Here is a 15,401-nt window from a genome sequence, read left to right as displayed (position 1 = left end):
TCTAAGGAGTTGATAACATTGTCAAAGAATAATAAAAACAGCGCCGCAAAAAACACAGAAGACGCTGTTAAAAAGGCTGCCGAGACTGCACAGGAGGTAAAGGAAGAGGCTGAGAAGGCTGTAGAAACCGCCGAGGAGACTGCTTCCGACGTCATAGACCTTACCGAAGACGCAGCTGACGCAACCGAGAATATACTCGACCTTACAGAAGAGGACTCCGACAAAAAGGCTGAAACAGATGAAGCGGAGAAAGCTCCCGAAAATGCTGACGAAAAAGAAGCTGAGGGCGAAGAAGCAGAAGCTGCTCCCGTTTCTGTCCGCGAGAAGTATCACTTTGACCTGCTAAGCAAGATAATCATCTGGGTAGTTGCAGGCATCATCTTCCTCGGAGCTGTATGCGTTACTACCTACTATGTAACTACTGCTCAGAAGGCAGAGTTCCACGCAGACTGCACAGATACTATCATGTGGGCTAACGCTACCGCAGAGAGCGGTCACGTGTACGATCAGGAATTCAGCTACGCCTGCTTCCTTCCGTTCAGCACAAGCACTATCATGTATCCCCTGCTCCACTTCTTCGGACTCTCAATGACCGCACATATCGTTGGTATGATGTGCTTCTTCATACTGCTGACCGTGTTCCTCGTATTCATGATACACGAGATGACAGGCAGCTATCCGATGTCGCTTGTGGGCACGGCTATTTTCCTCTCCATTACGCTCTCTACTCAGAAAATGAGAGAGATTTTCTGGGGACATACCATTTACTACAGCTTAGGTATACTTTTCCTTGTAATAGGAGCGTTCATGTACTTCCGCTTTCTCTCTGTCGGCAGCAAGGCAAGAGCCCTCAAAAAGGACGGCAAGAACAATAAAAAGACCACTATCCACAAGCTTATCATCTTCCTCTGTATCTGCTTATTCATGCTCCTTACAGGCACAGACGGAATCACAGGCTTCACACTGTTCGCTCTCCCGTTCGCAGGAGCTGTTTTCGCTGAGCAGTTCGTGAATACCAAGCATAAGCTCCTCAGCGGCAAGACCGCTCTCGTTACATTCAGATGTTTAGTATTCCTTATCATGGCTGTATTAGGAAACGCTATAAACAACAAGCTCCTCGGAGACATGACAGCAGGCTATCAGGAGGCTAATTCAAACTTCTCACCTATGGAGGAATGGCTGGAGCACTTCCATAATCTGCCGTTTGCATGGATGAGACTTCTCGGCGTAAAGAGCTTACAGTATGTAAAGTTCACAAGCGAAGAGGGTATCCCGAATATGATATTCCTTATGGCTGCTATCCTTATCGCTGTTATCCCTGTAATCGCTACCTGCTATTATAAAAAGTTCGGCGACGACCGCAAAGCTAAGATGCTCCGTATCTGGATATGGATGCACTGGGCTGTTACAGCTGTAAACATCATGGGATATGTCTTCGGCGTTCTTGCAGCAGCAGACTGGCGTATTATCCCTATGATAGGCACTTCACTTATAGTAAGTATCCTTTTCCTTTCATGGTCTGTCACAAGAAGCGTAGATGTTTCAAGAATAACCGTAATACTCTTCGTTCCTATATTCATGGCAGGCATGCTTCACTGCAACGACGTCAGAAAGATGAAGAAGGACGAGTACAAGCACAATACACAGTATATGCTTGCTGACTTCCTTGAGGAAGAGGGCGTAAACAGAGGCTATGCCACATTCTGGAACGCTAACTCGGTAACCGTTATCACAGGTGAAAGAATAAAGGTAAGCGATGTCGATGTAAACGAAAGAGGCGTATTCAGCCGTCCGTATCAGTCCTCTAAGAGATGGTATGAGACTGATCCCGAGCAGGGCGAATACTTCCTGCTTCTTTCAGGCAACGAAATGGAGCAGATGAATCTTTCAGACTTCCCGATATACAATGAGCCGATACGTACAGCTCAGAGAAGTATCAACGGAATTGATTTCAATCTGCTGGTATACGACCACAATATAGTTACTCCATAACAAAAATGGCACCCTTTCGGGTGCCATTGATTATTATATGCTATTATTCAGCAAGCTTCTGATTGATAGCATTTACAAGCTCGTCTGCGTTTACTCCGTGAACCATTGCTGCTTCCTCGATGGACTCGCCCTGTGAAGCAGGACATCCGAGGCAGTGCATTCCGATACTGAAAAGAATTGGTGATACGTCCTTATCAAGCTGGAGAAGCTCGCCTATCTTTGTTTCCTTTGTAACCTGTGCCATATTGTGACCTCCGTTTTTTTATTCAGGGCTTGACAAATGTCCAGCCCGTTGTTATAATATTATCATAGTCTTTGACATTTGTCAAGGAGCTACCGTTAACTTTTACAAAGCGAGGTATTTTGTCCATGTATAAAGGCAGCAACAAATCCGCTCTCCTGTCTCAGAAGCTTATCTCAGACGCGCTGCTGCGGCTTCTCGAAACCATGCCATTCAATGATATAAGCGTAAGCGACCTCTGCCGCGAGGCTCAGGTATCACGCCAGACCTTCTATTCCCTTTTCGGCACAAAAGAAAACGTTGTAGTATATGAACTCAGCCATAACTGCTGCTTTCTCCCCGATAAGAGCTCCCCTGCCTGCCATTCTGCGGCTTTCCGCTCATTCTGCGAGGGCTACAGCAGATATATCGTGGATAACAGACATATCATAGAGCTTCTGGTGCGGAACAGCATGATACATTTTCTCTATGACGTGCAGTATAAGTCGCTCCTCGAATGCGAGCATTTCATCGGTGACGTTTCCGACGATGACCGCGTATTCATCGTGGACTTCATCGCCAGCGGCATGAACAGTATCGCCAAGAACTATGTGCTTCAGGGCTGCAAGGCTGATGTAGCATTCCTCACAAAGCTGATGTTCAGTCTCTTCGGAGGTCTTTATTTCAAGAATTACGGTTAAAAAAGGACGCCTCAGGCGTCCTTTTTCTTATGTATTACTGAACAGCAACTGTCTCCTGTACGGGAGCTTCTGCGTTTTCTTCAGACTGCATATCTGTTCTGCCGTTTACAAGCTCGATTATTCTGTCGCCGTATGAAGCACACTTGTGGGAGTGTGTTACCTGCAAAATAGTTATGCCTTTCTGCTTGTTGATGTCTGAGAACAGCTTCATTATCTCAGCGCCTGCGTTTGAGTCAAGATTACCTGTCGGCTCGTCTGCGAGGATTATCTCGGGATTGCCTATGACCGCTCTTGCGATAGCGACTCTCTGCTGCTGACCGCCCGAAAGCTCTGAGGGCTTTGCCTTGCGCTTCTCGGTAAGTCCTGTGATACGGAGTATCTCATCGAGCTGCTCCTTCATTTCAGCCTTGCTCTTGCCCTTTACGCTTGAGGGAAGCAGGATATTGTCCTCTACATTGAGATTCTGGACAAGGTTATAGAACTGGAAGATAAAGCCTATCTTGTCAAGTCTCATCTTTGACAGATCCTTCTCCTTCATCTTGCCGATGTCATAGCCGCATACGCTGATATTGCCGTTGAAGTATCTGTCCAGTCCGCCTATGAGATACAGAAGCGTTGATTTACCGCTTCCCGAAGCGCCCATAAGTGATACGAACTCGCCCTTTTCTACGCTGAGTGATGCTCCCGACAATACCTTTGTCATGCTCTCGCCCTTGCCGAATGCTTTATATACATTGTTTACTTCTATTACATTTGCCATTGTACTCTCTCCTTTATTCGTATTTCAGCTGTGAAACTACGTCCATTTTCTTCAGTGCTCTTATTGGGAAAAGCGATACCAGTGTGAATACGCCGAACAGGAATACAGCATATACCACGCATTTGACCACAGGTATCTGAAGCGGCATTACCTGCTCCAGTATATCCATTATCCTGCCGAATACATAGGACATGAACACACCGATAGGCACTGCGAACAGAAGCGCTGATCCAGAGGATATCATGTTCTCGATGAGGAACATCTTTGAAAGCTTCTTTCGCGGCATAGCCACTGACGTCATTACAGCGCACTCGCGCTTTCTTCCCTCAAGTCCGATAAGCTGGTTGCTTACAACTCCCACGAATGTAAGTCCTACGCCGATAAGAATAAGGGTATTGAGTATCATTTTCAATACAGCTTTTGTAAGAGCCACATTGAGGTCATACTCGCTCTTTGTAAGAGCTACCTGTATGTAGTCTGCGGAATGATCCTGTATGGTCTTTTTCAGAGCCTTTGCGTCATCGCCGCTCACAAGCATGAACTGCGGGAAGTCGTTGTATATCTCCTTGAATACGTCCTCATTTACAATGACCGATGTTCCCGTCGCCGTCATGTAATCTATCTTGACCTCAGCCTTGATAGTAAACTCTCTCACTATCGGGAGATAGCCCTTTTCCATAAAGGTCATCTTTATCTTGTCGCCCACTTTGTAGCCGTACTTTTTCATGAGCATTCTGTCAATGCATATCTCGTTCTCTTCAAGGCTGTCAACATCAAGATCAAATGCAGATACAAGTTCTGCGCCGTCATTGTTCAAGCCGTAAACATAGCAGTCAACCTTTTCATCGTCAAGCTTGAGATTGTCTGATATAAGATAGAAGAACTCTACCTTTTCTACTCCGTCAAGCTGCTCAACATAGGATAATATATCCGATTTGCATTCGCTGAGCGTACAGATGACGTCGCTCTTGAAGGCTTCGTGAGCATACATGGAAGCAAGTGAATTCGAGAAAATATAAATAACGATAGCAAGTGCAGCCGCTGTCACGCACAGTACCGAGCTTCCTACGGTGCTCTTCTTGTTTCCTGCCTCTATTGCCGCAAGATGTGCGATCGGGAAATTGCGCTTTGCAAACAGCTTTGCAAGAAGCTTTGCGATACCTCTCTCAACATAGTTGAAAAGCATTGCCACGCCTGCTATAAAGCACACAAAGCAGGTCATACTGAGCACGAAGCTGTCCTTGAAGAAGAATGTCACAACAGACACTGCCATGAGAATAATGCCGATAACAGTAAATACTCTGCTTGGACGGTATTCTGTTTCCTTTGTATTGAAAATAATATCACGGATAGGAGTTTTTATCGCCTTTATAGCTTCCTTAATTGGGCAGAGACACTCGATGAGCATTGAGCCAAGAATAACTGCTGCGATAAGATACCACTTCGGCATAGGAACGGGCGGCTTGATAGCATCTGTGCCGCCTATTACGAATGCGTTGTCAAAGAACGGCTTCTTTATAAGACAGTAAACAATAATACCTATGATACTGCCTGCAAGACCGTACAATGCGTTCTCGAACATCAGAGCAAAGGTGGTCTTCTTAGCCGAGATACCAAGACTTCGGAAGGTTCCGACTACAGACATCTTGTCTACTATCATACGCTCGGAAACGGATATGGTAACGAAGATAACAAGAAGCATACATACTGCAAAAAGCACGATAAACAATCTTGTTATGCTCTTGATAGCGTCGGTGATCTCCTTGCTTTCAAGGAAGTTCGTGACCTCTGCTGTAGGATACTTTTTCTTGAAGAACTTCTCGGCTTCAGCAACGCGGCTGTCGTCCTTCACGTCAACAAGTACGCTGGTTATCTCAAGTTCGCCGCTGAGTGTGAGCTCCTTCATATCCTCAAAGCTGATAACCGCTATCTCGCCCATATTGAAGACGCCCTGCTTCTTCTCAATGCTTCCTACGGTGAATTCTACAGGCTTATCCTGCTCGCCGTGGAAAACAATCTTGTCGCCTTCCTTATAGCCGAATTCGTCGGCAAAGCTCTCGGAAATAGCAGCCTTCTTGCCGCCGAGCTCAGTGCCCTCGCGGATAAGGCTCATTTTCTTGGCTGTCTCCTCATCCAAGCCGAATACTGTTATCATTGAACGGTTTACATATGAGCTGTCAAAATCTATGTGTCTGTCAAATGCACTGCCCATTGCAGCCATTTTTATGATATTGCAGTCAGGAGCTCCCTCTCCGAAGCTGTCGTCCACAGGCGACTTTGTATCTATCTGTATATCCGAGGTTCCGAGAGTGTTGGAGAATACGCCCTTTATCATTCCGCTGAGCGAACCGCTCATATCAAAGCTTATCATAGCCGTAAAGCTGCATACTGCAATAATGAGTATGAGCAGTACCGTTCTGAGCTTATGCGCCCATATATTTTTGAATAAATGCTTAAATACCAATCTCATCGCTTACCACCTGCTTACCCTTTCCTCGGGAGCTACGTACATTCCGTCGCCCTCTTTCAGATCGTATACCTCGTTGAATTTCTTGTTCGAGGCAAGGACAGCATTAACTCTGGTCTTGGCAGGACTGTGCGGATCGAGTTTAAGTGAGCTTATAGCGTCAGAATCCACCATTAATGTACACCACGCCTGAGCATACGCCTTGAAGAGCTTTTTAAGCTCCTCCTCGTCGTCCACAAGATTGGTAACACACTCGATACCGCTGAGGTCGGCATAGTTCTCGCTGTTGGTGAGCTTGCCGTCTACGTGGTAGACCTCCATTATCGTGAATTTGCTGTAGTACTCGGCAAGGGCGTCTGCACGCTCCTTGAGCACCTGCTTATCGGTATCGTTAATCCAGCTTGGATCGTACTTTCCTTCTGCATTGTAGTTTATGCAGGTGGAATCAAAAGCATGACCTATCTCATGTCCCACAACGCTGCCCAGTGCACCAAGATTCTCGGCGTTGTCGCCATTGGGATCAAACATCGGCTTCTGCATGATAGCCACTGTGATGTTGATACAGTTGCTTGGCAGATACTGAGCGTTGAACTCAGCCGCTGACATATCCACCTCGTCAAGACTTACGGTCTTGTCAAGCTTTTCTATCTTGTCATCAGTGGTCTTTTTCTTGATATTGATAGAAGAATGATAAAAATCCGCTCCTATGACCTTTGCGTCCTTTGGATCCACCTTGTGAGGAGTAGGAGTCGTAAGGAGCTTGATACCGTGAAGCTTTTTAAGAAGAGCCTTTCTTGTATCGGCAGTCAGCCAGTCAGCCTTGTTGATAAGGTCGTCGTAGCTTTCTATTATCTCGTCAAAGAGCTTGTGAATGCCTTTATCGAGCTCGGGAGTATAATATCTCTCCGCATAGAGCTCGCTTATAGCAGTTCCAAGGTAATTCACTACAGCAAAGGCAGCTACCTTCTCGTCCTTTTCCTTGCTCTCGGGATTGTAGTCCCTGAGAATAGAATTGCTCTCGGGGATATACATACCCATTTCCTTAAGATAGCCCGCAAATATGTATGAACGCCATTTTTCAAGGTTTTCGTCGGTAATGAGTTCGTTTACAGCCTTGAGCTGTTCAGGATCGTAAATGTAGATACCGTCAGTTTTGCTTACTGCGTCACCAACGAACATCTCAACAAGAGAACCGTCAAGGTTGCTCATAATACTGTCAAGCTCCGCAAAGGAGGTCTTTGGAGTAGCAATCATTTCTTCAAGAGTCATATTATGCTCGGTATCTGTTGCATTTGCAATATCAATTGCAAGATAAACCATTTGCCTGCCCTTTTCATCGGCAGTCTCATAGTCGTCTCCCATTACTCTGTGCATATCTCTTGCAATAGCGTTAGCCGCAGAGCAGTTGCTTGAATCGTCCTTTATGTCCTTTAGCGATGTGCCAAGAAAATCATTTGCGCCGTAAAGCTCGATACAGTAACGGGTTCCGTCGGTATAGTCTCTTCCGATATTAAAAGTAAAAATAGACTGAGCGCCGTAGTTTATACAAAGGTCGCCCCATATCTTAAAGAGCTCCTGAACGTCCTTTGCTGCAAGTATCCTGTCGCAGTTGCCCATTATAGTCTTTACTACATCGTCGTTTTCCTTGTAGTCAATAGCCTGTTTGTAAAGATCATGGACAAGCTGTTCATTTGAGCCGTCGGCAAACTTCTCGTTTGAATTTCCTATCTCAACTATCATATTCTCGATAACATCTTGTATCTCCTCACCTGCGAAATATGACGCAGCAGATTCACCGTAAGATATCTCCATGTTCATAAGCTTATCATAGTTGATATAGTCGTAAAAATCGTCCTGAGGGCGTCTTTCCTTTTTGGTATCCTTGTCCTCGGACTTATCCCCGTCGTCTTTTGAGTCCTCTGCTTCGGTCTTTTTGCTGCCTGACGAATCGTCATTAGCCTGCATGGAACAGCCGCAGACATTGACCGTCAGCAGTCCGGCAAGCAGGAGCGGCAGCAGCCTGTGTTTTTTCTTCATTTTGATCCTCCAATAATTATTGTGACATATAAAATAAATATGCAGCAATAGTAATTATACATCAATACGCAGCAGATGTCAATTATTGTTTGCCAGATACTGCCACGCAAGTGTATATATACATTATACACATTAATAACAAGCTTGTCAAGTATTTAACGAAAATTTTTGAAAAAACAGGAAACAATAAAAACAGGCATAAAGAATAACCATGATACTCATATAGAAGTTTTATAATTATTATTGAGAGAACCCCTTTTGAAAAAGGGGCTTCTCTCAAACTCTCTCCCTAAAACTTTAGTTTTGTTTTTTCTCAGATAGGGCGCTTCATAGATTAACAAATCCTGCAAAATTCAGGTGCGCCCTATCTGAGAAAAAACCAGATAAAAGTCTTTGGAAAGGGGTATGGGGGAGAACCTTTCCTCAGAAAGGTTTCCCCCATAATTAACTGTAAGCTTCTATATAAGTGTTGCGGTTACTCTTTATGCCTGTTTTTATTTGAACTTTAATTATTCGCCGCAGGCGAAACCATAACTCTCAACTCTCAACTTTCATATGTGCGATATAATAAGCTGTGTTCCCAGCAGAAGCACCAGAAGCGTTACGTTCACCAGTGTGAATACGCCCATATACTTGCCTGTCTGAGCTCTGTCAGAGCCGCGGTATATCTGAAATGCGATAAGACTCGCCATAGAAGCGATGATAGTTCCGAAGCCGCCGATGTCAACTCCGAGGAGAAGCTGTGTGCCGTTATCCGTGAACTCCGCAAGCATTACTGCCGCAGGTACATTGCTGATTAACTGAGAAAGAAGCGCCGATACTATCAATTCCCTGCCTGTAAGTATTCCATAGAAGAACTCGCTTACCGCGTCGATTCGGGCGATGTTTCCTACGAAAACAAAGAAGCAGACAAAGGTTGCAAGAAGTATGTAATCTATTTTCAGAAGAAGCTTCACGTCGCAGATAAGCGCCGCCGCTATTGCCGCTATAAGGCATACCCAGTCGGGAACAAGCCTGAATACTGCCGCGATACACAACACGAATACGCCCGTATATACCGCCGCCTTTATTACGGGCAGCTTGTTGTCATTGCGCTTTGGAGCTTCGCATTTGTCCTTTGGCAGAAACAATGTCAGCAAAAGCACCGCCGCAAGTCCAAGAGCTCCGACGGGGAGCATGGTTTTCACAAAGGTCATAGCCGTGAGCCCGTATTTATCGTAAAGGAACAGGTTCTGCGGATTGCCGACGGGAGTCATCATACTGCCCAGATTAGCCGCCGCCGATTCAAGAACGATAGTCAGTATCAGACTTTTGTCGTCCTTGATGTTGCTGTAGATAAGAAGCGTCAGCGGTACGAATGTAATGAGAGCCACGTCATTGGTGACCAGCATTGCGCTGAAAAAGCATATGAGGATCATCACTGCGCCAAGTCGGCGGACTGTGCCCGTCTTTTGCAGTATCACTCTCGTCGCCGTGTCGAATATGCCTATGCTCCGCAGTCCTGCTACAGCCGCCATAAGTGCGAACAACTCGATAAGCACCGTTCTGTTGCAATAGCCGATGTACTCCCTGTCAGGCGGAACGATGAACATTGTCGCCACAGCAAGAATGAACGCGATTATCAGTACAGGCTGTGCCTTTATAAATTTCCAGACCTTCTCCATAAAACCGTCCTTCCAAATTTTCATGCCTATTGATTATACCACGTTTTTCGGCAGACGTCAACAGATTTATTGAGCAATGACGTCCCGTCGCCCGCTTTAAAACATCGCCGCACAAATTGCTGCCTAATTGAAAAGGGCGGATAGCTCCGCCCTTTCATAAAACTATTTAAAATGACTTTATCTCGCCGAGAATGAACTTCTTGAGCAATACAAGGTCTTCACCGTCGATAACGTCGTCAGCGTTGATATCAGCCGCCTCGAAGCGCTCTGCGTCGCCCTCTACTGCCGCTCTTCTCATCTGACACATATCGAAGCTGTCAACAACTCCGTCGCCGTTAAGGTCGCCGAGAATAACTTCAGCGGCAGGTGTATTCGGCTTCCACCAGTTCAGATTAAAGAGGTAGCTCTCTCCGCCTGTGAATACCAGATATACATCATGCTTGCCTGAGGTCGGCTCGATAGTGCAGGTCTTGGTCGTCCAGTCCTGCCAGCCGCCTGTGCTTGCAACCTCTGCCTTGCCTATGAGCTTGCCGTCAGCGCTGTCAAGTCTTACCTCGATATTACCGCCCGAGCCGTTTGAAGCTACACGGAAGTCTGCCTTATCTGCGCCTGTAAGGTCGATGTTCTTGAAGCCGATATAGTCGCCGTCCTCGATGTAGCCCACGTCTGTGCCGCCCTCTGAGCAGGTCTCAGTTTCGATACCCGACTTGTAATCGCAGGACTCAGCCTCGATAACGCCCTCAGCCTCAGCGCTTCCTGTGCCCTTGAGTCGGAGGAGGTGTGAAGACTTGCTCAGTACCTTTCCGTTAGCGTCAAGCACGTATATCCTGTACTCGCCCTCCTTGGACGGAGTCTTGATAGTGCCTGCCGTACCTCTTGCCTTTGTCATGTCAGCTCCTGCTGTGAAGCTTGTAGTGCCGTCGGGAGCTATCCATACTGTGCCGTCTACCTTTCTTATGGGGAGCTTGCTGCTGCAAGTCGTTGCACAGCTTGCAGGGAATGCATAGTCCGCAGCTGATTTCAGCCATGTGGGCATCATTTTGCGGTAGTCATCGCCGATACCCGAGTTAAGGCATATCTTGTACTGTGCGAATGGCCACACATTATCGGAAACAACGATAGGAGTGTCAATATCGCTTGTGGGAGGATTCTTGCCCATTTTATTGACTGTTGCATATGTGCGCTTGATAGTGAGATCGTGTTTCTGACCATAGTCCTCACAGTTGATGGTATAGGTAACGTTAGGGCTTATTTCAAGGACGTTGTCAAGCTCCTTGATGTAAGCTGTGCCCTCGTCATTATGTAGACCGTATGTAGGCCAGCCGGGACCGCCAGCAGGGATACCCTGAACGTAGTTCTCGTTGATTATTGTACCTGGCATCTGTCCGATAGTGTAGATACCGCCGCTGTCGTGGAGACGGTTAAGGGAGTTTATAACTCTGTTGTAGCATATCTGGTTGTCACGGCAGGTAGTGCTGTCCTTGAAGTTGCACCAGCCCCAGCCGAGGTGGATACCGTTGTATGCTGTCTTTTCGATAGTATTGTTGAGTATCTTCACGGAGTCAACGAAGTATGCAGTAATGGCTGCACAGCCGCCGAAGCCGTGAACAACGCTGATATCGTAGAGAAGATTCTCGGTGATGAGGTCGTTTTTGCATAAGCCCTCAACGCCCTTAGGAAATTTCTCCTTGTTATTGCCTGCTGCGTCCCCGATATAGATATGCTGCGGATGACCGACAGTAATACCGCTTGAGGTGATGTCGGTAACGAAGTTTCCACGGACCTCAGAATCCACAACATCATTGGTCATGGAGATACCGTCTGCACCTGTGTGCTTTACAACATTGCCTGTGAGCTTGATGTTGCTGCTGCTTGTGATATGGATAGCAGCAGGCAGAGTATCAACCATTTCGTATTTCTTGCTGTGCCAGTTGGAATCAGCAAAGGCAATGTAGGTCTGTGCCGCCTGACAGGTAGTTTTACCGTGAGAGCCTGCTACATCTGTGAGCTGATAATCCGTATTGGCAAAGGTAATGCCGCTGAAGCTTATATTCGATACACGGTCTGATGTGGACTTACCTGCAATCTTGATAAGACCGTCAGCAACAGGAGCTTCAACGTCAGCTGTTGTCATATCCTCGCCGTTTCTCGGATAGTAATACAGCATCTTGGCGGTCTTGTCGAAGAAGAACTCGCCCTCGCTGTCAACGAATGAGAATGCATTGTATATGGTGTGAGTGCCGCCTGTTGTGAAGCCTGCGCCCCAGCCGGGAGTCTGAGCGATAGCGCCGTAAGGCTGCTGCATAAGGAGTATCATGCTGCCGCCGTCGTACTTGACATCACGGGAGCATACGATATTCTCGTTCCATGTGGTGCCGTTTACAACTTCGAGGTCGTCAAAGTTCGAGGTCACCTTCGGCATAGAGCCTGCGTCGTACTTGATACCGTCGCTCTTCTTGCCCGAAACCCAAGCCCAGTCAGCCTGACCTGCCTGTATGTAGTAATCTCCGTAGCCGCCCTTAGCCTGAACCTGAACGCTGCCCATATTGGCACGGCGGTCGTTTACATAAAGGTTGCGGAGCTTATAGTCTCTGTCCAGAGGTGCAGCCCACAGCTTGTCGTTGTACTTCTTCCAGCCTGTGACCTGTGTAGCTCCGTTGATAACGGGAGTCTCTCCCTGATACGCTTCATAGCGTATGGTGTAATCGCCCTTGCCCGAGTCCCTTGTGTCAAACTCAACGGGCTTTGTGATACGGTAATCGCCTCCGCGGAGATAAACAACGATGTCGCCTGTCATCGAGCTGTTTATCTTTCGCACCTCGTCTCGCGCCTTTTCGAGAGTAGCAAAGGGCGAGCCGATAGAACCGTCACCGCTGTCGCTTCCGTCGGGAGCAACATAGAATACAGCCTGCACGTCAGCCGCTGTAGCTGTACTCTGGGGCACTGCAATATCAAACGCTGATATTGCAGCTGCCATGCTGACAACAAGTGCTAAAGCTCTTTTTGTCATATTCATAAGTATTCCTCCTTTTCGGCTCAACAAACTCAGCCTTTGCCTAAAAGACTGTTTTCTTGTTATTAAGGCTGAGTCCGAAAAAGCCAATTTTAATTCCCCTGCTATCATTCACCTCATTTGTGCATGATAGACTAATTTTAACATAATTTTATTATAATATATCATCATAATTTATAATACAAAAATCATGATTTTTATGGTAATTTCCTATCATTTCATGGCGTTTTTCCTCCTACACTCCGTTATTTTCACTAAAGCAGGAACTGCTTTTTAGTCAATTTAAAATAAATGAAAAAAATATTCATTTCCCTTGCATTTTTGAAAAATATCCCTTATAATATAATCTGTGTTTAAAACACGGAAAAATATAGAAATAAGAGGTAATGGGTATGAAAAAAATGATTTCTTGTCTCACAGCACTTACTCTTTTTGCGTCTATGCCTGCAGCAGCAGTTTTTGCAGCTGATACGACAACAGCCGCATCAACAGCAGCAAGCAGCGTGAGCGAAACAGCTGTTGCAAAGCTTAAGGATATGAATACTATCCTCAGCCTTACCGACGGCGCTGACAGCACACTTAATGACTTCGTCAAGGTCGAGGATTCACGCTTCAAGACTATCGCAAGCGTAAAGGCATTTATCACCGACACCTGCACAGGCGACCTCAAGGAAATGTTTCTCGCAAGCTGCGCAAACTGTCTGAAGGAAGAAAACGGAGCTCTTTACAAAAGAAGTTCGGGACGTTTCTTCTATACATTTCTTACGGACAACGGCGTTGTCATCACAGATCAGACCGATAAGTCATTCAGAGCCGTAACTCAGAAAAGCGACGAGATGAACGATTACGGCAGAGCTGCATTTGCCCTCGAAGACGGCAAATGGAAGATAAACGACTATGAATTCGGCTACTTCACTGTCAATAAATCCACAGAAGACCTTGCAGACGCTGCATATGTAAGAATGTTCCACCTGCAGAGCATACTCGAAACTCTCGCATACGGTGCTCCTGCTGATTCAAAGGATACAATAACAGTCAACGGCAAGAAATATGGCAAAGCAAGTGACAATATGCAGAGCTTCTCGATGTACCTTTTCAAGGAATACATCACCGAGCAATGCACAGGCGAGCTCCGCGACAGCCTTATAAAGCAGGCTGAAGACCGTTTCGTTGAAAAAGACGATGTTGTTTACGCCGCTATTGGCGCAAGAGGAGCATACAGCTTTAATATCAACGAAGGCGTGACCGTTTCAAATGTAACTGCAAACGGATTTACAGCAACTACCGCTGAAAAGAGCGACAAGGACGGCTACGGCAGGATAAATCTTGTTGCCGAAGACGGCAGATGGCTCGTAAAGAGCTATGACTTCGTTGAGACCAACACCGCTCCAAGCTACACCTTGGGAGATGTAAACAGCGACAGCAAGATAGACGCAGTTGACGCTTCATCTGTACTCAGCTATTACGCAATGGTATCCATCAAAAAGGACGGCGGATTCAACGAAACTCAGAAGCTTGCCGGAGACGTGGATAAAAACGGTGCTATAAACGCTGTTGACGCCTCTAATATCCTTTCCTACTATGCTTACACAGCAACAACAAAGGAAAACGTAAAGACCTTTGAGGAATTCCTCGCAAAGTAAGAATAAATGATACGAAAAACACCGCAGCTAAGCTAATGCTGCGGTGCTTTTCTTTGAGGAAGTTAAAATGTATGGTAAGTATTCAATTATGCCTTGAAAGCCGCACGCACAAAGTTATAAATATGAGCATGAATGGAGTTATCGCCGTGATAACCGCCGTTTACGTAGTGCCAGATGTGAGGAACACCGTTCTTTGTAAAGCTGTCGTGATAGCCGTTAGGTGTTGAATATACTACTTCATCGTTGCTTCCTGCTGTAATTAACAGGAGATGAGGCTCTTCGCCGCTCTTCCACTTGAAATCGCCTGTTACGCCCGGTGCAGGGCAGATAGCTCCGATATATCCGAAGAGGTCGGGGCGCTTCATACCGATAAGGAGAGACTCGCGTCCGCCCATTGAGAAGCCTGTGATAGCAGTATTGTCTCTGCCTGTCTTTACGCTGTAGTTCTTCTCAATGTAAGGCATGAGGTCTTTTGTGAGGTCATTGATGAAGTTGTCGTATGCACGGTTATTATTGTCGTCCATACCCGAGCAGTCCTTCTGTGTTGCACTTGAATAGATATACGGGAATACGCATATCATTTCCTCTGCCTCGCCCTCAGCGATAGCATTGCCGATTATCTGGCGTGTGTACATAGTACCGTTGCCCTTGATTATCATTCTGTCCTGATTTTCATAGTAGCCGTGCATGATGTACATTACAGGATACTTCTTATTCGGATCATAGTTTGCGGGAAGCAGGATATTGAAAGGCTTCTCGCGGTTGCAGGTGGTTGAAAAATACTTGTCGCTCTTTACTGTGCCGTACTGAACTCCGCCCTTTTCCTGACGTGAAGAATCGGGCTCCTTGTTTGCGACCTTTGGCTCCACAAGCTTGGTGTACTCAGCCATTGTATACTTTGTAG

Annotated in this window: 10 protein-coding genes; 3 read left to right on the top strand and 7 right to left on the bottom strand. The window is 46.3% G+C overall.

All coding sequences use genetic code 11. The features are described 5' to 3' along the window. The first annotated feature begins 18 nt into the window (after positions 1 to 18). Positions 19 to 1,992 carry a hypothetical protein gene (locus BT105_RS00910; protein ID WP_072298980.1) on the top strand — a complete coding sequence of 658 codons (1,974 nt, stop codon included), beginning with the start codon at positions 19 to 21 and terminating at the stop codon, positions 1,990 to 1,992. Positions 1,993 to 2,035: 43 nt separating this feature from the next. Here the strand turns inward: BT105_RS00910 and BT105_RS00905 are convergent, their stop codons facing one another. Further along, positions 2,036 to 2,236 carry a DUF1858 domain-containing protein gene (locus tag BT105_RS00905; RefSeq protein ID WP_024859968.1) on the bottom strand — a complete coding sequence of 67 codons (201 nt, stop codon included), beginning with the start codon at positions 2,234 to 2,236 and terminating at the stop codon, positions 2,036 to 2,038. A 125-nt stretch (positions 2,237 to 2,361) separates the two neighbouring features. Between BT105_RS00905 and BT105_RS00900 the strand changes: the two genes are divergently transcribed. Next, positions 2,362 to 2,913 (top strand): TetR/AcrR family transcriptional regulator, encoded by a 552-nt coding sequence (locus BT105_RS00900; protein ID WP_072298979.1) that lies wholly within the window; start codon positions 2,362 to 2,364, stop codon positions 2,911 to 2,913. Between the two features lie 34 nt (positions 2,914 to 2,947). Here BT105_RS00900 and BT105_RS00895 read toward each other — a convergent pair whose 3' ends face one another. The 5 genes from BT105_RS00895 to BT105_RS00875 all read right to left on the bottom strand — a co-directional run bounded on the left by BT105_RS00895 (position 2,948) and on the right by BT105_RS00875 (position 12,857). Continuing rightward, the gene (locus BT105_RS00895; protein WP_072298978.1) at positions 2,948 to 3,673 is read right to left on the bottom strand and encodes an ABC transporter ATP-binding protein; all 726 of its coding nucleotides are present in this window, start codon (positions 3,671 to 3,673) and stop codon (positions 2,948 to 2,950) included. A gap of 13 nt (positions 3,674 to 3,686) precedes the next feature. After that, positions 3,687 to 6,143: an ABC transporter permease gene (locus BT105_RS00890; protein ID WP_072298977.1), complete on the bottom strand. Its 2,457-nt coding sequence runs from the start codon at positions 6,141 to 6,143 to the stop codon at positions 3,687 to 3,689. Positions 6,144 to 6,146: 3 nt separating this feature from the next. Further along, positions 6,147 to 8,177, bottom strand: a complete 2,031-nt coding sequence (locus BT105_RS00885) for a M13 family metallopeptidase (RefSeq protein ID WP_072298976.1) — start codon at positions 8,175 to 8,177, stop codon at positions 6,147 to 6,149. Positions 8,178 to 8,728: 551 nt separating this feature from the next. Next, positions 8,729 to 9,865, bottom strand: a complete 1,137-nt coding sequence (locus BT105_RS00880) for an SLC13 family permease (RefSeq protein WP_081367749.1) — start codon at positions 9,863 to 9,865, stop codon at positions 8,729 to 8,731. 142 nt (positions 9,866 to 10,007) lie between these two features. Beyond that, positions 10,008 to 12,857, bottom strand: a complete 2,850-nt coding sequence (locus BT105_RS00875; RefSeq protein WP_072298974.1) for a carbohydrate-binding protein — start codon at positions 12,855 to 12,857, stop codon at positions 10,008 to 10,010. A 389-nt stretch (positions 12,858 to 13,246) separates the two neighbouring features. On the opposite strand from BT105_RS00875, the gene BT105_RS00870 reads away from it, so the two are divergent. Beyond that, positions 13,247 to 14,497 (top strand): dockerin type I domain-containing protein, encoded by a 1,251-nt coding sequence (locus BT105_RS00870; protein WP_072298973.1) that lies wholly within the window; start codon positions 13,247 to 13,249, stop codon positions 14,495 to 14,497. 86 nt (positions 14,498 to 14,583) lie between these two features. On the opposite strand, the gene BT105_RS15235 is transcribed toward BT105_RS00870, so the two are convergent. After that, on the bottom strand, positions 14,584 to 15,387 hold the full coding sequence (locus BT105_RS15235; protein WP_242940058.1) for an alpha/beta hydrolase: 804 nt from the start codon (positions 15,385 to 15,387) through the stop codon (positions 14,584 to 14,586). Between the last annotated feature and the right edge of the window lie 14 nt (positions 15,388 to 15,401).

Origin of the sequence: Ruminococcus flavefaciens, assembly GCF_900119075.1 — a bacterium.
GTDB classification, from domain to species: domain Bacteria; phylum Bacillota; class Clostridia; order Oscillospirales; family Ruminococcaceae; genus Ruminococcus; species Ruminococcus flavefaciens_Q.
The sequence above is the reverse complement of the archived record's forward strand: the minus strand, read 5'-3'. Positions and strand labels throughout refer to the sequence as shown.